At 53.2% G+C, this 20,453-nt stretch carries 19 protein-coding genes; 12 read left to right on the top strand and 7 right to left on the bottom strand.

Annotation, left to right across the window (positions count from 1 at the left end; all coding sequences use genetic code 11):
• Positions 1–12 precede the first annotated feature (12 nt).
• The 3 genes from mlaD to mlaF are packed head-to-tail and all read right to left on the bottom strand — an operon-like array spanning position 13 to position 2,170.
• Entirely contained in the window at positions 13–564 is a 552-nt protein-coding gene (gene mlaD / locus ABGA49_RS12100; RefSeq protein WP_061493001.1) for an outer membrane lipid asymmetry maintenance protein MlaD, read from the bottom strand.
• Between the two features lie 4 nt (positions 565–568).
• Positions 569–1,351 (bottom strand): lipid asymmetry maintenance ABC transporter permease subunit MlaE, encoded by a 783-nt coding sequence (gene mlaE / locus ABGA49_RS12095; RefSeq protein WP_061493000.1) that lies wholly within the window; start codon positions 1,349–1,351, stop codon positions 569–571.
• Between the two features lie 6 nt (positions 1,352–1,357).
• Entirely contained in the window at positions 1,358–2,170 is an 813-nt protein-coding gene (gene mlaF, locus ABGA49_RS12090) for a phospholipid ABC transporter ATP-binding protein MlaF (protein ID WP_061492999.1), read from the bottom strand.
• A 229-nt stretch (positions 2,171–2,399) separates the two neighbouring features.
• Between mlaF and ABGA49_RS12085 the strand changes: the two genes are divergently transcribed.
• From ABGA49_RS12085 to npr, 11 genes are all read left to right on the top strand, one after another.
• Positions 2,400–3,374, top strand: coding sequence for a calcium/sodium antiporter (locus ABGA49_RS12085; protein ID WP_061492998.1), 975 nt, complete (start codon positions 2,400–2,402; stop codon positions 3,372–3,374).
• Between the two features lie 13 nt (positions 3,375–3,387).
• Positions 3,388–4,374 carry an arabinose-5-phosphate isomerase KdsD gene (kdsD, locus tag ABGA49_RS12080; protein WP_061492997.1) on the top strand — a complete coding sequence of 329 codons (987 nt, stop codon included), beginning with the start codon at positions 3,388–3,390 and terminating at the stop codon, positions 4,372–4,374.
• A 14-nt stretch (positions 4,375–4,388) separates the two neighbouring features.
• On the top strand, positions 4,389–4,955 hold the full coding sequence (gene kdsC, locus ABGA49_RS12075; RefSeq protein WP_061492996.1) for a 3-deoxy-manno-octulosonate-8-phosphatase KdsC: 567 nt from the start codon (positions 4,389–4,391) through the stop codon (positions 4,953–4,955).
• Positions 4,952–5,527 (top strand): LPS export ABC transporter periplasmic protein LptC, encoded by a 576-nt coding sequence (lptC, locus tag ABGA49_RS12070; protein WP_347665606.1) that lies wholly within the window; start codon positions 4,952–4,954, stop codon positions 5,525–5,527. The genes kdsC and lptC overlap by 4 nt, the downstream gene beginning before the upstream one ends.
• Positions 5,496–6,056, top strand: a complete 561-nt coding sequence (gene lptA, locus ABGA49_RS12065) for a lipopolysaccharide ABC transporter substrate-binding protein LptA (protein ID WP_061492994.1) — start codon at positions 5,496–5,498, stop codon at positions 6,054–6,056. Before lptC ends, lptA begins: the two co-directional genes overlap by 32 nt.
• A gap of 6 nt (positions 6,057–6,062) precedes the next feature.
• Positions 6,063–6,788: an LPS export ABC transporter ATP-binding protein gene (lptB, locus tag ABGA49_RS12060; RefSeq protein ID WP_061492993.1), complete on the top strand. Its 726-nt coding sequence runs from the start codon at positions 6,063–6,065 to the stop codon at positions 6,786–6,788.
• 48 nt (positions 6,789–6,836) lie between these two features.
• Positions 6,837–8,270, top strand: a complete 1,434-nt coding sequence (gene rpoN / locus ABGA49_RS12055) for an RNA polymerase factor sigma-54 (RefSeq protein ID WP_061492992.1) — start codon at positions 6,837–6,839, stop codon at positions 8,268–8,270.
• 23 nt (positions 8,271–8,293) lie between these two features.
• Positions 8,294–8,581: a ribosome hibernation promoting factor gene (hpf, locus tag ABGA49_RS12050; RefSeq protein WP_061492991.1), complete on the top strand. Its 288-nt coding sequence runs from the start codon at positions 8,294–8,296 to the stop codon at positions 8,579–8,581.
• A gap of 80 nt (positions 8,582–8,661) precedes the next feature.
• A complete protein-coding gene (gene ptsN, locus ABGA49_RS12045) occupies positions 8,662–9,153 on the top strand; it encodes a PTS IIA-like nitrogen regulatory protein PtsN (RefSeq protein WP_061492990.1) in 492 nt (163 codons plus the stop codon).
• Positions 9,154–9,198: 45 nt separating this feature from the next.
• On the top strand, positions 9,199–10,053 hold the full coding sequence (gene rapZ / locus ABGA49_RS12040; RefSeq protein ID WP_061492989.1) for an RNase adapter RapZ: 855 nt from the start codon (positions 9,199–9,201) through the stop codon (positions 10,051–10,053).
• A complete protein-coding gene (gene npr, locus ABGA49_RS12035; RefSeq protein ID WP_061492988.1) occupies positions 10,050–10,322 on the top strand; it encodes a PTS phosphocarrier protein NPr in 273 nt (90 codons plus the stop codon). The genes rapZ and npr overlap by 4 nt, the downstream gene beginning before the upstream one ends.
• Here npr and mtgA read toward each other — a convergent pair whose 3' ends face one another.
• From mtgA to ABGA49_RS12015, 4 genes are all read right to left on the bottom strand, one after another.
• On the bottom strand, positions 10,323–11,054 hold the full coding sequence (mtgA, locus tag ABGA49_RS12030; protein ID WP_061492987.1) for a monofunctional biosynthetic peptidoglycan transglycosylase: 732 nt from the start codon (positions 11,052–11,054) through the stop codon (positions 10,323–10,325). It abuts the gene before it with no gap.
• Positions 11,051–11,704, bottom strand: a complete 654-nt coding sequence (gene elbB / locus ABGA49_RS12025) for an isoprenoid biosynthesis glyoxalase ElbB (RefSeq protein ID WP_061492986.1) — start codon at positions 11,702–11,704, stop codon at positions 11,051–11,053. Before elbB ends, mtgA begins: the two co-directional genes overlap by 4 nt.
• A 230-nt stretch (positions 11,705–11,934) precedes the next feature.
• On the bottom strand, positions 11,935–14,271 hold the full coding sequence (arcB, locus tag ABGA49_RS12020) for an aerobic respiration two-component sensor histidine kinase ArcB (protein WP_347665605.1): 2,337 nt from the start codon (positions 14,269–14,271) through the stop codon (positions 11,935–11,937).
• Between the two features lie 122 nt (positions 14,272–14,393).
• Entirely contained in the window at positions 14,394–15,320 is a 927-nt protein-coding gene (locus ABGA49_RS12015; protein ID WP_347665604.1) for a TIGR01212 family radical SAM protein, read from the bottom strand.
• A 671-nt stretch (positions 15,321–15,991) separates the two neighbouring features.
• Between ABGA49_RS12015 and gltB the strand changes: the two genes are divergently transcribed.
• Entirely contained in the window at positions 15,992–20,452 is a 4,461-nt protein-coding gene (gltB, locus tag ABGA49_RS12010) for a glutamate synthase large subunit (RefSeq protein ID WP_347665603.1), read from the top strand.
• Position 20,453: the final 1 nt, after the last annotated feature.

The following is a 20,453-nucleotide window of genomic DNA, read 5'->3' as shown; positions in this document are numbered from 1 at the left end:
CGCATCTCCTCGTTAATTCGCCTGACCAGCAGACGGTGCGGCTTGATTATTCCCTTCGCTATGCGCCGCCGCATCGCCTGAATTCTTATTGTCACTGCCTTTACTGCTGTAAAGGAATTGTCCTATCAGATCCTCCAGCACCATTGCGGATTTCGTATCCTGGATAGTACTGCCCTCTTTAAGCATAGAAGTCCCCAGTTCAGGATCATCAAAGCCGACATTCAGTGCCAGATATTGCTCACCCAGCAAGCCTGACGTCCGGATCGCCAGTGAACTGGTATCGGGGATTTGGTTGTAACGTTCTTCTATATCCAGCGCGACGCGCGGCAGATACGTTTTGGGATCAAGAGAAATATCAGCAACGCGGCCAATCACCACCCCGCCAATACGGACTGGCGAACGCACTTTAAGGCCGCCAATATTGTCGAATGTCGCGTATACGCGGTAAGTCGGTTCTGTACGCATTGAGGCGACATCTGCCGCTTTCAGGCAAATAAAGAGTGCGGCCAGCAGCGCCAGCAACAGAAAAACACCTACCCAAATTTCACTTTTTTTCGTTTGCATGAACTCAATTCCCAAACATCAATGCGGTGAGCACAAAATCAAGACCCAGTACGGCCAACGATGAGTGCACAACGGTGCGTGTTGTCGCGCGGCTGATCCCGGCCGACGTTGGAATCGCGTCGTAACCGTTAAACAGCGCAATCCATGTCACAGTGATGGCAAACACCACGCTTTTAACCAGACAGTTGACTAAATCCATCCGCCATTCGACGGCGTTTTGCATCGCGGTCCAGAAAAAGCCGGTATCAATACCTTTCCAGTTAACGCCAACCAGAGAACCGCCCCAAATCCCGACGGCAACAAAGATTATCGTCAACAGCGGCAGTGAGATCACGCCCGCCCAAAAGCGCGGAGAGATGACACGCCGCAACGGATCGACCGCCATCATCTCCAGACTGGAAAGCTGTTCCGTCGCGCGCATCAAACCGATTTCGGCTGTTAATGCTGATCCGGCTCGCCCGGCAAACAACAATGCAGCGACAACCGGCCCCAGTTCGCGCAGCAGCGACAGCGCCACCAGCATGCCAAGGCTCGTCTCCGCACTGTAAGTTGTCAGCACCAGGTATCCCTGCAAACCAAGCACCATACCGATAAAGACGCCAGAAACAATAATAATGAGCATCGACAGCACGCCCACGTTATAGAGCTGGCGCACCAGCAATGGCGCATGCTTGCGAAATTCCGGCTTACCGACCACCGCGTTGAACAGCATTAAACCAGCCCGCCCGAACGTCGCGATGGTTTTAATCCCGCGATGCCCTAGCGACGCCAGTGCATTTAACAGCATGAGTGCTTAACTCCCTGTTTTTAATAAATCGAGACGATAATCGCCTGCAGGATAACGGAACGGAACCGGCCCGTCGGCGATACCATCAAGGAACTGACGCACCCGGGGATCGCTGTTTTCCTGCAGACCTTGCGCGCTACCGTGGGCGATGATTTTCCTCTCCGCCACGATGTAGGCGTAATCCGCAATACTCAGCACTTCCGGTACATCGTGAGAAACAACGATACATGTGACGCCTAACGCACTGTTGAGTTCAGAAATCAATTTCACCAGCACACCCATGGTGATTGGATCCTGCCCCACAAAAGGCTCATCAAACATGATCAGATCCGGTTCCAGCGCAATTGAGCGGGCAAGCGCGGCTCGACGCGCCATACCGCCAGAAAGCTCTGACGGCATTAGCCAGGCCGCACCACGTAACCCGACGGCTTCCAACTTCATCATAACGGTGGTATGCAACAGCGCTTCGGGCAAATCCGTATGTTCGCGAAGGGGGTAAGCGACGTTGTCGAAAACGTTCATGTCGGTAAACAACGCGCCAGACTGAAACAGCATGCTCATTCTTTTACGCACGGTGAACAGACGCGAACGGGTCATCCCCGGCACGTTTTCGCCATCAAACAAGATTTCGCCGCTATCCGGAGGGATCTGCCCACCGATAAGGCGTAACAATGTTGTTTTGCCGATACCGGACGGCCCCATAATGGCGGTGATTTTGCCGCGTGGCACCGTCAGTGAAATATTGTCGAAGATAGGGTGACTGCCACGGGAGAAGCTGACGCCACGAACATCGACCAAATTCGCCATATTCTGGCTCATTGACTCTTCCTTATAAGCCTTATCGGGTATAAGCATGACGCTGGATAACATCACGAACCCAACATTTTTACAGAATATTACCTGCTGGGGTTAGCGAAAGCTGGCATTTGTTTTACTTTTGAGCCGCATAAAGTCAAAATTAGGAATCATTACGCTACGCGGAACACCCGGTCTCTTCCGGCATGGCAGCCTGCGAACCGGCGGATTATACCTGAAGAAAGGACGTTAGATGCTCTTAGCGACAGCGCTATTGATAATTGGTTTGCTTTTGGTGGTCTACAGCGCCGATCGTCTGGTTTTTGCTGCCTCTATTCTCTGCCGGACACTCGGCGTACCTCCACTGATTATTGGTATGACCGTGGTCAGCATTGGCACCTCGTTGCCGGAGATCATTACCGCTGTCGCAGCCTCACTGCATGGCCAGTTGGATCTGGCGATTGGTACAGCCATCGGTTCTAACATCACCAATATTTTGCTGATCCTGGGTGTTGCCGCCCTGCTCCACCCTTTTACCGTGCATTCCGATATCCTGCGTCGCGAATTGCCGTTCACCCTTGTCGCCAGCCTGCTGGCGGGCCTCGTGCTGTATGATGGTCAGATCACACGCGTTGACGGCATTATTTTACTGTTATTAGCCGTGCTATGGCTGGTGTTCATTGTTAAAATTGCCCGCCTTGCCGAACGACAAGGCAACGACAGCCTGACCCGGGAACAGTTGGCTGAACTGCCGCGTGAAGGAAGTCTCTCGGTGGCATGTCTGTGGCTTGGGGTGGCGTTGATCATCATGCCGATGGCAACCCGCATGGTGGTGGATAACGCAACTGTCGTGGCGAATTATTTCGCGATTAGCGAGCTAACCATTGGCCTGACGGTCATTGCAATCGGCACCGGCCTCCCTGAATTGGCGACCGCGATTGCAGGCGCGCGCAAAGGCGAAGACGATATCGCCATTGGCAATATTATTGGTTCAAACATTTTTAACATTGCCATCGTACTGGGCTTACCGGCGATGATTGCACCGGGCGCCTTTAACCCGATGGCTTTTACACGTGATTACGGTGTGATGTTGCTGGTCAGCGCCATTTTTGCTCTCATTTGCTGGAAGCATAAGCAAATCACCCGGGGCATTGGCGCGCTATTGCTGAGCGGGTTTATCGTATGGCTGGCGCTGCTTTACTGGCTGTCGCCGCTTTTAACAGGATAATCGGATACGCATTATGTCGCAGATAGATTTGCAGCCGGGTTTTGACTTTCAACAGGCAGGAAAAGAGGTCCTGGAGATTGAACGTGAAGGCCTCGCTGAACTGGATCAGTACATCAATGAGGACTTTGCACAAGCGTGCGAAAAGATGTTCTATTGCGCGGGCAAAGTGGTGGTAATGGGCATGGGCAAATCCGGGCATATTGGCCGGAAAATGGCCGCCACGTTTGCCAGTACCGGCACCTCTTCATTCTTTGTGCACCCCGGCGAAGCCGCCCACGGCGATTTGGGGATGGTCAGCCCGCAAGATATCGTAATAGCGCTGTCTAATTCCGGCGAATCCAATGAGATCCTCGCCCTGATCCCGGTGTTGAAACGGTTAAAAGTGTCGTTGATCTGCATGACCAGCCGACCAGAAAGCAGTATGGCGCGCGCGGCAGATATTCATCTCTGCGTGAAAGTGCCGAAAGAGGCCTGCCCGCTCGGCCTGGCCCCCACCTCCAGTACCACAGCGGCGCTGGTCATGGGCGACGCATTAGCCGTGGCGCTACTGAAAGCCCGTGGTTTCACCGCAGAAGATTTCGCCCTGTCGCACCCAGGTGGCGCACTGGGCCGTAAACTGCTGCTGCGGGTTAACGATATTATGCACACGGGTGATGAGATCCCACACGTCAGCAAAAAGGCCAGTCTGCGCGATGCCCTGTTGGAGATTACGCGCAAAAATTTAGGCATGACGGTTATCTGCGATGACCTGATGAAGATCGAAGGGATCTTCACCGATGGCGACTTGCGTCGCGTGTTCGATATGGGTAGCGATGTCCGCAATATGGGCATCGCGGAAGTCATGACGCCTGGCGGCATTCGCGTGCGTCCGAATACGCTGGCCGTCGACGCGCTTAACCTGATGCAATCCCGGCATATCACTTCCGTCATGGTTGCCGATGGCGACCAGTTGCTGGGTGTGTTACATATGCATGATCTGCTGCGCGCAGGCGTAGTGTAAAGAAGGACAGAAGAATGAGTAATGCTGGCGCATCGCTTGCCACCTGCTATGGGCCGGTAAGCGCGCAAGTCATGGCAAAAGCCGGGAAGATCCGTCTGTTAATCCTGGATGTCGATGGTGTGTTATCCGATGGGCTCATTTATATGGGCAACAACGGAGAAGAGTTAAAAGCGTTCAACGTTCGTGATGGGTATGGGATCCGCAGCGCGCTCACGTCTGGCATTGAGATTGCTATCATTACCGGGCGAAAAGCTAAACTGGTGGAAGATCGTTGTGAAACACTGGGTATCACGCATCTGTATCAGGGACAGTCTGATAAACTTTTGGCTTACAGAGAATTACTGGCGAAACTGGATCTGGCTGCGGATCAGGTTGCTTATGTCGGCGATGATTTGATCGACTGGCCCGTGATGGCGGAAATTGGTTTAAGCGTTGCCGTCGCGGATGCACACCCGTTACTGATTCCGCGTGCAGATTATGTCACCCGTATCAACGGAGGACGCGGCGCGGTTCGTGAAGTCTGCGATTTATTGTTGCTGGCTCAGGGCAAGCTGGATGAGGCCAAAGGGCAATCAATATGAGTAAAACCAGACGTTGGGTGATCATTCTGCTGTCGCTGGCCGCCCTGGTGCTGATTGGCATCAACCTGACCACTCAGGATGCACCGGAACAGGTGACGACCAGCAGCGCGGATCCAACTTATAAGAGCCAGCATACGGACTCCCTGGTTTACAGCCCGGAAGGAGCGCTGAACTATCGCCTGGTGGCGCAAAATGTTGAATATTTTTCCGCCGACGGCGTGAGCTGGTTCGCCCAACCGCTGCTGACGACCTTTGATAAAGACAAAATTCCGACCTGGTCAATTAAGGCGGATAAAGCGAAGCTGACCGATGACAGAATGCTTTATCTTTATGGACATGTTGAGGTTAATGCCCTGACAGCGGATGCCCAATTACGAAAAATCACCACGGATAACGCCCAGATCAATCTGGTAACGCAGGATGTTACCTCCGATGATCAGGTCACGTTGTACGGTACAACATTTAATTCCACCGGCCTGAAAATGCGCGGCAATTTACGCAGCAAAAACGCCGAGCTGATTGAAAAGGTTAGAAGCTTCTATGAAATCCAAAACAAACAAACTCAGCCTTAATCTTATCCTGGCCAGTACACTTTTAGCCGCTGCGCTTCCGGCGCTTGCCGTAACCGGTGATACTGAACAGCCCATTCACATCGATTCAGACCAGCAATCGTTAGATATGCAGGGCAATATTGTGACCTTCACAGGCAACGTGGTGGTTACGCAAGGCACTATCAAAATTAATGCCGACAAAGTCGTCGTTACACGTCCTGGCGGTGAGCAAGGAAAAGAGATCATCGACGGTTACGGTAATCCGGCCACCTTCTATCAAATGCAGGACAACGGCAAACCGGTGAAAGGCCACGCATCGCAGATGCATTACGAACTGGCGAACGATTTCGTTGTGCTGACCGGCAACGCCTACCTTGAACAGTTGGATAGCAATATCAAGGGCGACAAAATCACCTACCTGGTGAAAGAGCAGAAAATGCAGGCATTCAGCGACAAAGGTAAACGCGTGACCACCGTGCTGGTGCCATCGCAGTTGCAGGATAAGAGCAACAGCAAAACCCCGGCTCCGGCGCAAAAAAAGAGTAACTAATTCGTTATGGCAACATTAACTGCAAAGAATCTCGCCAAAGCCTATAAAGGCCGCCGCGTTGTTGAAGACGTCAGTCTGACGGTAAACTCTGGCGAAATCGTCGGCCTTCTCGGTCCTAACGGTGCAGGGAAAACCACCACATTCTACATGGTGGTAGGCATTGTGCCGCGCGATGCAGGCAACATCATTATTGATGAGGAAGATATCAGTCTGCTGCCGCTGCATGCGCGCGCGCGTCGTGGCATTGGCTATTTACCGCAGGAAGCCTCTATTTTTCGCCGCCTGAGCGTGTACGACAACCTGATGGCAGTACTGCAAATTCGTGATGACCTGACGGCTGAACAGCGTGATGATCGTGCCAAAGAGTTGATGGAAGAGTTCCATATTGAGCATCTGCGAGACAGCATGGGGCAGGCGTTGTCCGGCGGTGAACGTCGTCGTGTGGAAATTGCCCGCGCGCTGGCGGCTAACCCGAAATTTATTCTGCTGGATGAACCGTTTGCGGGCGTTGACCCCATTTCGGTCATTGATATTAAACGTATCATCGAACACCTGCGCGACAGCGGCCTGGGCGTGCTGATTACCGACCATAATGTCCGCGAAACACTGGCAGTGTGCGAACGCGCTTACATCGTCAGCCAGGGGCATTTAATTGCTCACGGGACACCGCAGCAAATCCTTGAAGACGAACACGTTAAGCGCGTATATCTTGGGGAAGACTTCAGACTCTGATAGGGTAGAGATTATTGACGTTTTTTGTCGGAGAGTGCTGCTCTGAATATGAAGCAAGGTTTGCAACTAAGGCTTAGCCAACAGCTAGCCATGACGCCACAACTGCAGCAGGCAATTCGTTTGTTGCAGTTGTCCACGTTGGAACTTCAGCAGGAACTTCAGCAGGCGCTGGAGAGTAATCCATTGCTGGAGCAAACCGATCTTCACGAAGAAGTGGATGCCCAACAAAACCAGGATAATGAAGGCCTGGATACCGTCGACGCGCTTGAACAAAAAGAGATGCCCGACGAACTGCCGCTGGATGCAAGCTGGGACGAGATCTACACCGCAGGAACCCCCTCCGGCAGCAGCAATGATTACCTTGATGATGAACTGCCCATTTATCAAGGTGAAACCACCCAGTCGCTGCAGGACTACCTGATGTGGCAGGTAGAACTGACGCCGTTCTCCGACACCGATCGCGCAATTGCAACATCCATTGTGGATGCTGTTGACGATACGGGCTATCTGACTGTATCGCTCGAAGATATCCTCGAAAGCATGGGCAATGAAGAGGTGGGTCTTGACGAAGTCGAAGCCGTACTTAAACGCATACAGCGTTTCGATCCGGTTGGCGTAGCTGCGCGGGATCTGCGCGACTGCTTGCTGATCCAGCTTTCGCAGTTTTCGAAAGAGACACCGTGGTGTGAAGAAGCACGATTGATCATTAGCGATCACCTTGATCTGCTGGCTAACCATGACTTCCGTACGCTAATGCGTATGACGCGTCTGAAAGAGGACGTGCTGAAAGAAGCGGTTAACCTGATTCAATCGCTGGATCCGCGCCCTGGCCAGTCTATCCAGACCGGTGAACCGGAATACGTGATCCCGGACGTGCTCGTGCGTAAGCACAACGGCCGTTGGACTGTGGAGCTGAACTCCGACAGTATTCCGCGCTTACAAATCAACCAGCACTACGCTTCCATGTGCGCCGGAGCACGTAACGATGCCGACAGCCAGTTTATCCGCAGCAATTTGCAGGATGCGAAATGGCTGATCAAAAGTCTGGAAAGCCGTAATGATACCCTGCTCCGGGTTAGCCGCTGCATTGTTGAGCAGCAGCAAGCCTTCTTTGAGCAGGGTGAAGAGTTTATGAAACCGATGGTCCTGGCGGATATCGCACAGGCCGTCGAAATGCACGAGTCCACCATTTCACGTGTGACGACCCAGAAGTACCTGCACAGTCCGCGCGGCATTTTTGAACTTAAATATTTCTTCTCCAGCCATGTAAGCACCGAAGGCGGCGGCGAAGCCTCGTCTACGGCTATTCGCGCGCTGGTGAAGAAGTTAATCGCCGCAGAAAACCCTGCGAAACCACTGAGCGACAGTAAGCTGACGACACTGCTTTCCGATCAAGGAATTATGGTGGCGCGGCGAACCGTTGCGAAGTATCGAGAATCTTTATCCATTCCGCCGTCAAACCAGCGCAAACAACTGGTTTGACCAAAACCGATAAGGAAGACACTATGCAGCTTAACATCACAGGACAGAACGTCGAGATCACTGATGCTCTCCGCGACTTTGTAAATAGCAAATTCGCCAAGCTTGAACAGTATTTCGACAGGATTAATCAGGTCTATATTGTGTTGAAAGTGGAGAAAGTGACTCACACTTCGGATGCAACGCTCCATGTTAATGGAGGGGAGCTTCATGCCAGTGCGGAAGGGCAGGATATGTATGCTGCAATCGACGGTTTAATTGATAAACTGGCGCGGCAACTAACGAAACATAAAGATAAACTGAAACAACACTAATTGTCCGGGCGTCAGCCTGGTGCGTCGCACCCTACCGCAACCCGGTAGGGTGTCTGCACTGGCGTCGCTTAGGTGAAATTATGATGAATAACGATTCCGCTCTTCAACTGAGCAATGTCCTTAACCAGGAATGCACCCGTAGCGGCGTTCACTGTCAGAGTAAAAAACGTGCTCTGGAAATCATCAGTGAACTGGCGGCAAAACAGTTAGGCCTGCCGCCGCAGGTCGTCTTCGAGGCCATCCTTACCCGTGAAAAAATGGGCAGTACCGGTATTGGTAACGGTATCGCTATTCCACACGGTAAGCTCGAAGAAGACACGCTTCGCGCCGTCGGCGTTTTTGTCCAACTCGAAACGCCCATTGCTTTCGACGCTATCGATAATCAGCCCGTCGATCTGCTGTTTGCATTATTGGTGCCGGCAGATCAAACCAAAACGCACTTGCATACGCTCTCGCTGGTCGCTAAGCGCCTGGCGGATAAAACAATTTGTCGGCGCCTGCGCAGCGCGCAAAGTGATGAAGATCTGTATCAGATCATCACGCAGACAGAAGGCGAAGGTGATGATGCGTAACGGAAAGGCCGCTTTTTTATCAGTCGTCCTGAGGAGAAATGGTTCATGGTCCTGATGATCGTCAGTGGTCGTTCGGGTTCAGGCAAATCAGTGGCGCTACGCGCCCTGGAAGACATGGGTTTTTATTGTGTCGATAATCTGCCGGTCGTGTTATTGCCGGATTTGGCGCGCACGCTTGCCGACCGTCAGACTTCCGCAGCCGTCAGTATTGATGTGCGCAATATGCCGGAATCCCCGGAAATCTTTGAGCAGGCGATGAGCAGCCTGCCGGACGCCTTCTCTCCTCAATTACTGTTTCTGGATGCCGATCGCAACACCCTGATCCGTCGTTACAGCGACACCCGTCGTCTGCACCCGCTTTCCAGTAAAAATCTGTCGTTGGAAAGCGCCATCGACGAAGAAAGTAACCTGTTGGAGCCGCTGCGTTCCCGCGCGGATCTGATCGTCGATACCTCTGAGATGTCGGTGCATGAGCTGGCAGAAATGCTACGCACGCGCCTGTTGGGTAAACGTGAGCGTGAACTGACGATGGTGTTTGAATCGTTCGGCTTTAAACATGGCATCCCTATTGATGCAGACTATGTGTTTGACGTGCGTTTTCTGCCTAACCCACACTGGGATCCCAAACTGCGCCCGATGACCGGTCTCGACAAACCTGTCGCCGCGTTTCTTGATCGTCATACCGAAGTCCACAACTTTATCTACCAGACACGCAGCTACCTTGAGTTGTGGCTGCCGATGCTGGAAACCAATAACCGCAGCTACCTGACCGTGGCTATCGGTTGTACCGGTGGTAAACACCGCTCTGTGTATGTCGCCGAACAGCTCGCGGATTATTTCCGTTCGCGCGGTAAAAACGTTCAATCCCGTCACCGTACGCTGGAAAAACGCAAAACATGACCGTAAAACAAACTGTTGAAATCACCAATAAGCTGGGCATGCACGCGCGCCCGGCGATGAAACTGTTTGAACTGGTGCAGGGCTTCGATGCAGAAGTACTGCTGCGAAACGATGAAGGCACCGAGGCGGAAGCCAGCAGCGTTATTGCCTTGCTGATGCTGGACTCCGCGAAAGGGCGGCAGATAGAAATTGTGGCAAACGGTCCCCAGGAAGTTGAAGCCCTGGCGGCAGTGATTGCCCTGTTTAATGCGGGCTTTGACGAAGACTAGTCAATACAGCTTGTTACGCTGCAAGAATTCCTCGCCCCCTAACTGGCGCATCTGACGCATGATCCATGCCTGTCGGCTACGAACATAACCTGACGGCGCGCCTGCATTAAAGCGAATGGGATTGGGTAACACCGCGGCCAGCAGCGCCGCTTCAGACATCGACAACCGACTGGCGGGTTTATGGAAATAGCGCTGAGCCGCCTCTTCTACGCCAAAAATTCCCTCGCCAAATTCGGCGATATTCAGATAAACAGTGAGGATCCGACGTTTGCTCCAGACGGTTTCCATGCCTAGCGTCAGCCCCGCTTCCAGTCCTTTACGCACCCAGCTCTTTCCATCCCAGAGCAGTAGGTTTTTTACCGTTTGCTGAGAAATCGTCGATGCGCCGCGGATGCGATTTTCATGGCGCTCATTGTGGGAAAGCGCTTTTTGGATCGCCGGAAGATCCAGCCCCCAGTGTTCGGGGAAACGCTGATCTTCTGCCGCGATCACCGCCAGCGCCATCGACGGAGAAATGTCATCCATACTGACCCAGTCAGAATGCGCCACGTAACCGAAGTCGCCGGTTAACCACGCACCCAGCTGGCGCTCCACCATCACCGCAGAGAATGGCACGGGCAGGAAACTGAACAGCACAATGCTGCCGCCCCAGAAGATAGCCAGCATCAGTAAAAACCGCAGGAGAAGTCGCTTAAGGATAGTTTTCAGCGGGCCGCGAAACACCGTCTTCATTCGGTCAGCACCAGCACCCGCGCCACCAGTTTTTCGATACCTGTCGCCGCCTGTGCGATATCTTCCGCCAGCATATATGCAGGCGTGGTCACCACTTTGTTCTCTTCATCGACAACAATATCGTCCACCGGGCAGGGAACGTGTTCCGCCCCCATCTCTTCCAGCACCTCAGCGGTATCGATATCTGTTCCAATGGTTAGACGTAGCGGAAAATCGAAAATCTTCGGCAGCATCGCAGGGGCAATACACATAAAACCCAGCGGTTTCCCCGCCTTGTGCATCTCAAGCACCAGTTGTTTTAACGTACTATCGACCACGCATTCGCTGCCCTGGCTGGCAAAATTACTCAGATTTTTGGCCGCGCCAAAACCGCCCGGAACAATCAGCGCATCCAGATCGTTTGCTGATGCCTGTGCCAGATTTTGGATCGCGCCACGCGCAATACGGGCGGACTCAATCAGTACATTACGGCTACCAGCCAGCGCTTCACCAGTAAGATGATTGATAACGTCGCTCTGGCTTTTATCAGGCGCAAAACAGACAGCCTGTGCACCACTGCGTGCGATAGCCAGCAGTGTTATGACAGCCTCATGAATTTCTGATCCATCATAAACACCTGCGCCGCTGAGAATAACGCCCACTTTTTTCATTTTGCTCATCCCTTATGCAACGTACTGTCGATAATTAAAAATTTTGATAAGAGCGCCGTGCTTCACACATTTCACTGATTGATGTAACAAATCATTTAAGATTTGCTATCTTATGTGCGTGCAGTCGAATTTTTTCTGACTACGCCCTTGCAAAAAAATCTAAAAATTACGGCGCAGCCACGGTTTCCCTGGTGTTGGCGCAGTATTCGCGCACCCCGGTTAATCCGGGGTCATTTTTTTCCAGCGTCTGCAACCCAGGCTTTCAATACCGCAACGTCGTTGCGCCACTCTTGTTTCATCTCTTCTACCCAGTCTCCGACATTGTCTGACCAGGCCGGAAGATCCGGCGACTGGATCTGCTGACCCAACTGCTGCAAATGGCGTAACCCAACAGAGCCTGCCGCGCCTTTGATTTTGTGCCCTTCATCGACGATCCCTTTTTGATCGCGCGCAGTCAGATTCGACTCCAGTACACTCAGGTAACCCGGCATCATTTTCTCGAACACCGCCAGCCCGTCAGTGATCAGCTTCGGCCCGACCAGCTCGATGTATTGCTCAAGCATGGCGATATCAAGCAACGTTTGCGCTTTACTGTTATCCGTGGTCGTCACTTGCTCCTCCTCGTCATTACCGGCATCCCAGAACTTTTTAATCATGGCAGTTAATGCCGGGACCGCCAGCGGTTTGCTTAGCACATCATCCATACCCGCATCGAGATATTCCCGTTTGTCTTTCAGCACGTTGGCAGTTAACGCCACCAATGGAGGGAGATCTTCGCGGGGATAACGGCTGGTCAGCGCCCGGGAAATATCCAGACCGGTCATATCCGGCAACTGGATATCCAGCAGCACCAGGTCATATTCACCCGGCGTGAACATCTCCAGCGCAGCCGTCCCCGTCATCGCCACGTCTACGCTGCTGCCCAGTTTTTCCAGCACAGAACGTGCAACAATCACGTTCAGCTCAATGTCCTCCACCAACAGCACATGTAGCGCTGGAAGCGGCATGTCATCCTCGTCAAACGCGTCTTCGACTTCTTCCGCCACCGCCGGAGCATGGATGGTCAGGGTAAAGACGGAACCGGCTCCCGGCTCACTGCTGACGGTAATATCGCCCCCCATATTTTTTGCCAACCTGCGTGATACGGCCAGACCGATACCGGTCCCGGTTGCCGGTTTTCCGCCATGGCTATCTTTGACCTGATAGTACATGGCGAAAATTTTATCCTGCTCTTCACGGGGAATACCGATACCGGAATCCTGCACCTCAAAGTGCAACATCTCGCCTTCGTCATAGCGCACACGCACCACAACCTGGCCTTCGCGGGTAAACTTGACGGCGTTACTGATAAGATTCCACAGGATCTGCCGCAGGCGCGTACCATCAGCGATAACCTGATGCGGCAATGGCAGCGTCGGCTCAAGCACAAAACGCAGCCCTTTCTGATGCGCCTGCAAACCGGAGAGGTTTTCCAGATCCGCCAGGAAACTGGTGAAGTCGAGAGGCTGGTTATCCAGTTGCACCTTACGGCGCTCCATCTTATCCATATAGATAATATCGTTAAATATATTCCCCAGCGTGACCGCAGAGACATGGATAGTTTTCAGGTATTTTTCTTGCTCTTCTGTCAATTCGGTATCGAGCAAAATGCGGCTCAGCCCGACAATCCCGTTAAGCGGTGTACGCAGCTCGTGGCTGATCGTTGAGATAAAGGTTGTCTTATCCCGGCTGGCGCGCTCCAGCGCATCCTGATAGCGCTTACGCTCGGTAATATCGCGGCCAAAGCCCATCAGCCCGTGGCGTTTACCGACACGGTCGTAATAGGGCACTTTGCGGATTTCGAAACAGGCTTTACGCCCGTCAGGATAGTCAAGCCACTGCTCATAGGTCAGTGACACGTTATGGCGGAAGACTTTCTCATCGGTCTCGATCACTTTTTCCGCTGCTTCCGGCGAGTAAACGTCCTGCGGCTTCAGATTGATCAACTGCTTTTCGCTTTTTCCCGTAAGCAGCTCCATCGCCCGGTTACAGCCAGAAAACTCTTTGTCTTCATTGCGGTAAAACACCAGATCCGGGGAGGCATCAAGGAAAGAGCGCAGGAAAGAAGATTGCTGTTCGAGCTGGATCTGCGTTTGTTCGCGCTCCTGCATCTCTATTTTGAGTTGCTCAAACGTGGACTGCCGTTCAGCCTCCGCCTTTTCGCGATCGCTGATTTCCTGATTGAGCTGCGTAATATTGTCTTTCAGTTGCACATTGAGTTGGAGATCACGCTCACGCATCTCTTCCAGCTTATCCACCAGGCGAGACAAGCGCTGGCGCGACTCTTCAAGCTGCTCCACCACCACCGACAAGAAATAGACCGCCCAGGGCGTAATCAACAGACCAAAGAAAATGGAGCGGATAACGTCAATGCTTTCCACCTCCCCTTGCAACACCATGGTAACGGCCATCTGCACCACAATCGCAGTCACTACCAGGGCCAGCGCCAGCAAGAGGGAAAAACGCACCAGACCCAGTTTCATCATCAGGTCTACATAATATTGCGCCAGTAAACGGATTTGCTTCATAGAGATTTCCTCGAACAAGTCCGCTCAATAATACCCAATTCTGAGCAAAGGGTTGAAGCGAGTGCGAAAAATGCTGTGGTAATTCGCGATCCGATGAAAAAATACGAAAGAAGCAGAGCGTGTTACGCGGGAGACTGCCAACAGCGACCTAATGCAGAGCCTTGCGCACCGTGGGCGGTCAGATAACGATCGAGCTCCACCATACCCGTCCAACGGTTTTCGCACCATAGCGGCGCCAGCAACGTCGGGCGACGCGCGCTGGCAGAAACGCGGTGATAAATCACCTCTGGTGGCGTGTGGCGGATCATTTCACCGGCAATCACTGTGTACTCCTCAAGCCCAATGCCATTAAGACGACCGGCTTCCCACGCTTTCGCCATAATGCTGCCTTTCACAATATGCAGCGGATGAAGCTTAATACCGTCGACGCCGGTCTCGACAACGCGTTCAATGGTTTGCAGACAGTCCGGCTGACGTTCGCCAGGCAATCCCACAATCAGATGAGTACACACTTTCAGGCCGCGTTCACGAGCCAGTTGCGTGGTTTTCTGATAACAGGCGAAATCGTGGCCGCGGTTAATGCGGTGCAGTGTTTTATCGTGCGCGGTTTGCAGACCCAGTTCCAGCCAGACTTCATACCCCTGGTGGTGATATTCGCACAGCAGATCCAGCACCGCGTCAGGAACGCAGTCCGGGCGAGTGCCGACGCACAACCCGACAATGCTCGCCTGGCTGACAGCCTGCTGGTACATCGAGCGCAGCACCTGCACTTCAGCCCAGGTGCTGGTATAGGCCTGGAAATACGCAAGATAGCGCCTGGCACGATTAACAAGCATGGCCTGATGGGCCAGTTGTTCGGCAATGGAGCGATGCTGCTGCGCCTCGTCAGCAAAGGAAGCCACATTACAAAAAGTGCATCCCCCACGACCAATCGTGCCATCGCGGTTAGGGCAACTAAAACCGCCATGCAGCGTCAGTTTGTGAACTTTTTGCCCATAACGGCGAGCAAGATCCCCACCAAACATATTGACTAATTTCTGTAACTGCATAATCTGGAAGGCCGCCCTGAAGAAAGGGTGTAGCCTGCCACTTTTAGCTTTCGTCGGCGATGACTTGGATCAATCGCCCGGGAAGGCCTTTATCTATTGCATAAACAGTCAATATAATCGCAATTTCATTCACGCTACAAGCAATTACTTTTCCTTATGTTCCTGCATTATTTTGCAGAAATACGAACACCGGTGAAAAACAGTGACTTTATGCGGGTCCAGACTCTGATGCAGAATAAAAATCTGCCATTAATTCAACAATCAGAACAGAACGTCATAAAGGGCGCTTTTGTATAGTGAGTCAGATCACACTCTGCTGCCGCTTAGTCTGCCGTTTACTCAATGTAAAAATAGTTAAATTAACTTATTTATCAAAAAGTTAATTCATGTTTAGCACTTTTTTGTATAAATAAGCTCGGCATTTGACCTGTGTACGGATTCCCGATAACTTGGAAATCCGCTGGAAGCTTTCTGGATGAGCAGTCTGCTCATCATATTTATGCAGTAATTGAGATTCCCTCTTAAGCAAGTCCTCAACACTTGTGTATCGATGCGAAAAGGAAATTAAAAGAGGGCGACATGCGAGGCAAATGCCCCGTCGCCATGCTCTTTTTACGCCTGTGCGCATCGTTCAGGAGGGGCTCCCGTAGAGCCTGGGGAGGTTCACTGATATGTTGTACGATAAATCCCTTGAGAGGGATAACTGTGGTTTCGGCCTGATCGCCCACATAGAAGGCGAACCTAGCCACAAGGTAGTGCGCACCGCTATTCACGCACTGGCCAGAATGCAGCACCGTGGCGCTATTCTCGCCGACGGTAAGACCGGTGATGGTTGCGGCCTGTTGCTGCAAAAACCCGATCGTTTCTTCCGGATTGTGGCGGAAGAGCGCGGCTGGCGTTTAGCCAAAAATTACGCCGTGGGCATGCTATTCCTGAACCAGGATCCGGAAAAGGCCAGCGCATCGCGCCGTGTTGTTGAAGAAGAGCTTCAACGTGAGACCTTATCCATTGTTGGCTGGCGCGATGTGCCGACGAACGACGGGGTGCTCGGTGAAATAGCCCTCTCCTCGCTGCCTCGTATTGAGCAAATTTTTGTTAACGCCCCGGCAGGCTGGCGTCCGCGCGATATGGAGCGTCGTCTGTTTATCGCCCGTCGCCGTATTGAAAAACGCCTGCAGGAAGATAAAGAGTTCTACGTTTGTAGCCTTTCGAACCTGGTGAACATCTATAAAGGTCTGTGTATGCCGGCTGACCTGCCGCGCTTCTACCTGGACCTGGCGGACCTGCGTCTGGAATCGGCCATTTGCCTCTTCCACCAGCGCTTCTCCACCAATACCGTACCGCGCTGGCCGCTGGCGCAGCCGTTCCGCTACCTGGCGCACAACGGTGAAATTAACACCATCACCGGTAACCGCCAGTGGGCGCGTGCGCGTACCTATAAATTCCAAACGCCGCTGATTCCGGATCTCCATGATGCCGCGCCGTTCGTCAACGAAACCGGCTCAGACTCCAGTTCGATGGATAATATGCTCGAACTGCTTCTGGCAGGTGGGATGGATATCGTGCGCGCGATGCGTCTGCTGGTACCGCCAGCATGGCAAAACAACCCGGATATGGATCCGGACCTGCGCAGCTTCTTCGACTTTAACTCCATGCATATGGAACCGTGGGACGGCCCGGCGGGCATTGTGATGTCCGACGGTCGTTTCGCCGCCTGTAACCTCGACCGTAATGGTCTGCGTCCGGCGCGCTATGTCATCACCAAAGACAAACTGATCACCTGTGCTTCTGAAGTGGGCATCTGGGATTACCAGCCGGACGAAGTGGTGGAAAAAGGCCGCGTTGGTCCAGGCGAGTTGATGGTTATCGATACCCGCGGCGGGCGCATCCTGCACTCGGCAGAAACCGATGACGATCTGAAAAGCCGCCACCCGTACAAAGAGTGGATGGAGAAAAACGTCCGCCGTCTTGTGCCATTTGAAGATCTGCCGGATGAAGAAGTCGGCACTCGTGAAATGGATGATGACCTGCTGGCCAGCTATCAGAAACAGTTTAACTACAGTTTTGAAGAACTGGACTCCGTTATCCGCGTACTGGGTGAAAATGGCCAGGAAGCAGTCGGATCAATGGGTGATGACACACCATTCGCCGTGCTCTCCAGCCAGCCGCGCATTATTTATGACTACTTCCGTCAGCAGTTTGCGCAGGTAACCAACCCGCCTATCGATCCGCTGCGTGAAGCGCACGTGATGTCGCTGGCCACCAGTATTGGCCGCGAAATGAACGTCTTCTGCGAAGCTGAAGGCCAGGCGCACCGTCTGAGCTTTAAATCGCCGATCCTGCTCTATTCCGATTTCAAACAGCTCACGACGATAAAAGAGGAGCACTACCGCGCTGATACGCTGGATATCACTTTTGACGTCACCGAAGTGACGCTGGAAGAGACCGTTAAGGCGCTGTGTGATAAAGCTGAACAGATGGTGCGTAACGGCACTGTGCTACTGGTGCTCTCCGATCGCAATATCGCCAAAAATCGCCTGCCGGTGCCAGCGCCAATGGCAGTGGGCGCCATCCAGACACGTCTGGTTGAGAAGAGCCTGCGCTGTGACGCCAACATTATTGTCGAAACGGCCAGCGCTCGCGATCCGCACCACTTCGCTGTGTTGTTGGGCTTCGGCGCGACGGCAATCTACCCGTATCTGGCATATGAAACGCTGGCCAAACTGGTTGACAATAAAGCCATCGAGAAAAACTACCGCACGGTGATGCTGAACTACCGTAACGGCATCAATAAAGGCCTGTACAAGATCATGTCCAAAATGGGCATCTCGACCATTGCCTCTTATCGCTGTTCAAAACTGTTCGAAGCCGTCGGTCTGCACGACGATGTCGCCGCACTGTGCTTCCAGGGTGTGATTAGCCGTATTGGCGGCGCTGGCTTTAGCGACTTCCAGCAGGATCTGCTGAACCTCTCTAAAGTCGCCTGGCTGGCGCGTAAGCCGCTGTCGCAAGGCGGTTTGCTGAAGTATGTTCACGGCGGCGAATATCACGCTTACAACCCGGACGTGGTGCGTACGCTGCAACAGGCAGTACAGAGCGGCGAGTATAGTGACTATCAGGAATATGCGAAGCTGGTGAACGAACGTCCAGCGGCAACGCTGCGCGACCTGTTATCCATCACGCCAAACGGCGAAGCGGTCAATCTGAAGGACGTGGAACCGGCGAGTGAGTTGTTTAAACGCTTTGATACTGCGGCCATGTCTATCGGTGCATTGAGTCCGGAAGCACACGAAGCGCTGGCTGAAGCCATGAACAGCCTTGGCGGTTTCTCAAACTCTGGTGAAGGTGGTGAGGATCCAGCGCGTTACGGCACCAACAAAGTCTCGCGTATTAAGCAGGTTGCTTCTGGTCGCTTCGGCGTCACACCGGCTTATCTGGTAAACGCTGATGTTATCCAGATCAAAGTCGCTCAGGGGGCTAAACCGGGTGAAGGCGGTCAGTTACCGGGTGATAAAGTCACGCCGTACATCGCGAAACTGCGCTACTCCGTACCTGGCGTCACGCTGATTTCTCCGCCGCCGCACCACGATATTTACTCGATTGAGGATTTGGCACAGCTCATTTTTGACCTGAAACAGGTCAACCCGAAAGCGATGATCTCCGTGAAGCTGGTTTCCGAACCAGGCGTCGGCACCATCGCGACCGGTGTGGCAAAAGCATACGCCGACTTGATCACTATCGCCGGTTACGATGGCGGCACGGGTGCGAGCCCGCTCTCCTCCGTGAAATATGCTGGTTGCCCGTGGGAACTGGGGCTGGTGGAAACCCAACAGGCGCTGGTTGCCAACGGTCTGCGTCATAAGATCCGTTTGCAGGTGGATGGCGGTCTGAAAACCGGGCAGGACATCATTAAAGCGGCGATCCTGGGCGCAGAAAGCTTTGGCTTCGGCACCGGCCCGATGGTGGCGCTGGGCTGTAAATATCTGCGTATCTGTCACCTGAACAACTGCGCAACCGGTGTAGCAACGCAGGACGATAAACTGCGTAAGAACCACTATCACGGCCTGCCGTTCAAAGTAACGAACTACTTCGAATTCATCGCACGTGAAACCCGTGAGTTGATGGCGCAACTAGGTGTGAAACGTCTGGTCGACCTGATTGGCCGCACTGACTTACTCAAAGAGCTGGAAGGCTTCACCGCGAAGCAACAAAAACTGGATCTGGCGAAACTGCTGGAAACCGCTGAACCCCATCCGGGTAAAGCGCTGTACTGCACCGAAAACAACCCGCCGTTTGATAATGGCGTGCTGAATGCGCAGTTGCTGCAGCAGGCGAAACCGTATGTGGATGAAAAACAGAGCAAAACCTTCTGGTTCGATATCCGTAACACCGACCGTTCCGTTGGCGCATTGTTGTCTGGCTATATTGCGCAGACGCATGGCGACCAGGGTCTGGCGGCCGATCCGATTAAAGCCCACTTTAGCGGCACCGCAGGCCAGAGCTTCGGCGTGTGGAACGCAGGCGGGGTTGAGCTTTACCTGACCGGCGATGCCAACGACTACGTCGGTAAAGGTATGGCGGGCGGTCTGCTGGCCATTCGTCCTCCGGTGGGTTCGGCGTTCCGCAGCCATGAAGCGAGCATTATCGGTAACACCTGTCTTTATGGCGCTACCGGTGGCCGACTGTATGCCGCAGGGCGTGCGGGCGAGCGTTTCGCAGTGCGTAACTCGGGGGCTATCACCGTAGTGGAAGGCATTGGCGATAACGGTTGTGAATACATGACCGGCGGTATTGTTTGCGTACTGGGTAAAACCGGCGTCAACTTCGGTGCGGGTATGACAGGCGGCTTCGGCTATGTGCTGGATGAAGACGGTGAATTCCGTAAACGCGTTAACTCGGAACTGGTGGAAGTGTTGAGCGTCGATGACCTCGCCATCCATGAAGAGCATCTGCGTGGTCTGATCACCGAGCATGTGCAGCATACCGGTTCTCAGCGCGGCGAAGAGATCCTGGCGAACTGGCCAGCATTTGCGGCAAAATTCGCTCTGGTTAAGCCGAAATCCAGCGATGTGAAAGCCCTGTTAGGTCACCGTAGTCGCAGCGCGGCTGAGTTGCGCGTGCAGGCGCAGTAAG

Origin of the sequence: Kosakonia sp. WA-90 (genome assembly GCF_039871955.1) — a bacterium.
Classification (GTDB): domain Bacteria; phylum Pseudomonadota; class Gammaproteobacteria; order Enterobacterales; family Enterobacteriaceae; genus Kosakonia; species Kosakonia oryzendophytica.
The sequence above is the reverse complement of the archived record's forward strand: the minus strand, read 5'-3'. Positions and strand labels throughout refer to the sequence as shown.

Bases quoted from the DNA above. Each gene is read 5' to 3' on its own strand.
- lptB (WP_061492993.1), top strand. From the start codon at position 6,063: ATGGCAACATTAACTGCAAAGAATCTCGCCAAAGCCTATAAAGGCCGC.
- gltB (WP_347665603.1), top strand. From the start codon at position 15,992: ATGTTGTACGATAAATCCCTTGAGAGGGATAACTGTGGTTTCGGCCTG.
- rapZ (WP_061492989.1), top strand. From the start codon at position 9,199: ATGGTCCTGATGATCGTCAGTGGTCGTTCGGGTTCAGGCAAATCAGTG.
- rpoN (WP_061492992.1), top strand. From the start codon at position 6,837: ATGAAGCAAGGTTTGCAACTAAGGCTTAGCCAACAGCTAGCCATGACG.
- lptC (WP_347665606.1), top strand. From the start codon at position 4,952: ATGAGTAAAACCAGACGTTGGGTGATCATTCTGCTGTCGCTGGCCGCC.
- lptA (WP_061492994.1), top strand. From the start codon at position 5,496: ATGAAATCCAAAACAAACAAACTCAGCCTTAATCTTATCCTGGCCAGT.
- mlaF (WP_061492999.1), bottom strand. From the start codon at position 2,170: ATGAGCCAGAATATGGCGAATTTGGTCGATGTTCGTGGCGTCAGCTTC.
- mtgA (WP_061492987.1), bottom strand. From the start codon at position 11,054: ATGAAGACGGTGTTTCGCGGCCCGCTGAAAACTATCCTTAAGCGACTT.
- ABGA49_RS12015 (WP_347665604.1), bottom strand. From the start codon at position 15,320: ATGCAGTTACAGAAATTAGTCAATATGTTTGGTGGGGATCTTGCTCGC.
- npr (WP_061492988.1), top strand. From the start codon at position 10,050: ATGACCGTAAAACAAACTGTTGAAATCACCAATAAGCTGGGCATGCAC.
- arcB (WP_347665605.1), bottom strand. From the start codon at position 14,271: ATGAAGCAAATCCGTTTACTGGCGCAATATTATGTAGACCTGATGATG.
- mlaE (WP_061493000.1), bottom strand. From the start codon at position 1,351: ATGCTGTTAAATGCACTGGCGTCGCTAGGGCATCGCGGGATTAAAACC.
- kdsC (WP_061492996.1), top strand. From the start codon at position 4,389: ATGAGTAATGCTGGCGCATCGCTTGCCACCTGCTATGGGCCGGTAAGC.
- ptsN (WP_061492990.1), top strand. From the start codon at position 8,662: ATGATGAATAACGATTCCGCTCTTCAACTGAGCAATGTCCTTAACCAG.
- hpf (WP_061492991.1), top strand. From the start codon at position 8,294: ATGCAGCTTAACATCACAGGACAGAACGTCGAGATCACTGATGCTCTC.
- mlaD (WP_061493001.1), bottom strand. From the start codon at position 564: ATGCAAACGAAAAAAAGTGAAATTTGGGTAGGTGTTTTTCTGTTGCTG.
- ABGA49_RS12085 (WP_061492998.1), top strand. From the start codon at position 2,400: ATGCTCTTAGCGACAGCGCTATTGATAATTGGTTTGCTTTTGGTGGTC.
- elbB (WP_061492986.1), bottom strand. From the start codon at position 11,704: ATGAAAAAAGTGGGCGTTATTCTCAGCGGCGCAGGTGTTTATGATGGA.
- kdsD (WP_061492997.1), top strand. From the start codon at position 3,388: ATGTCGCAGATAGATTTGCAGCCGGGTTTTGACTTTCAACAGGCAGGA.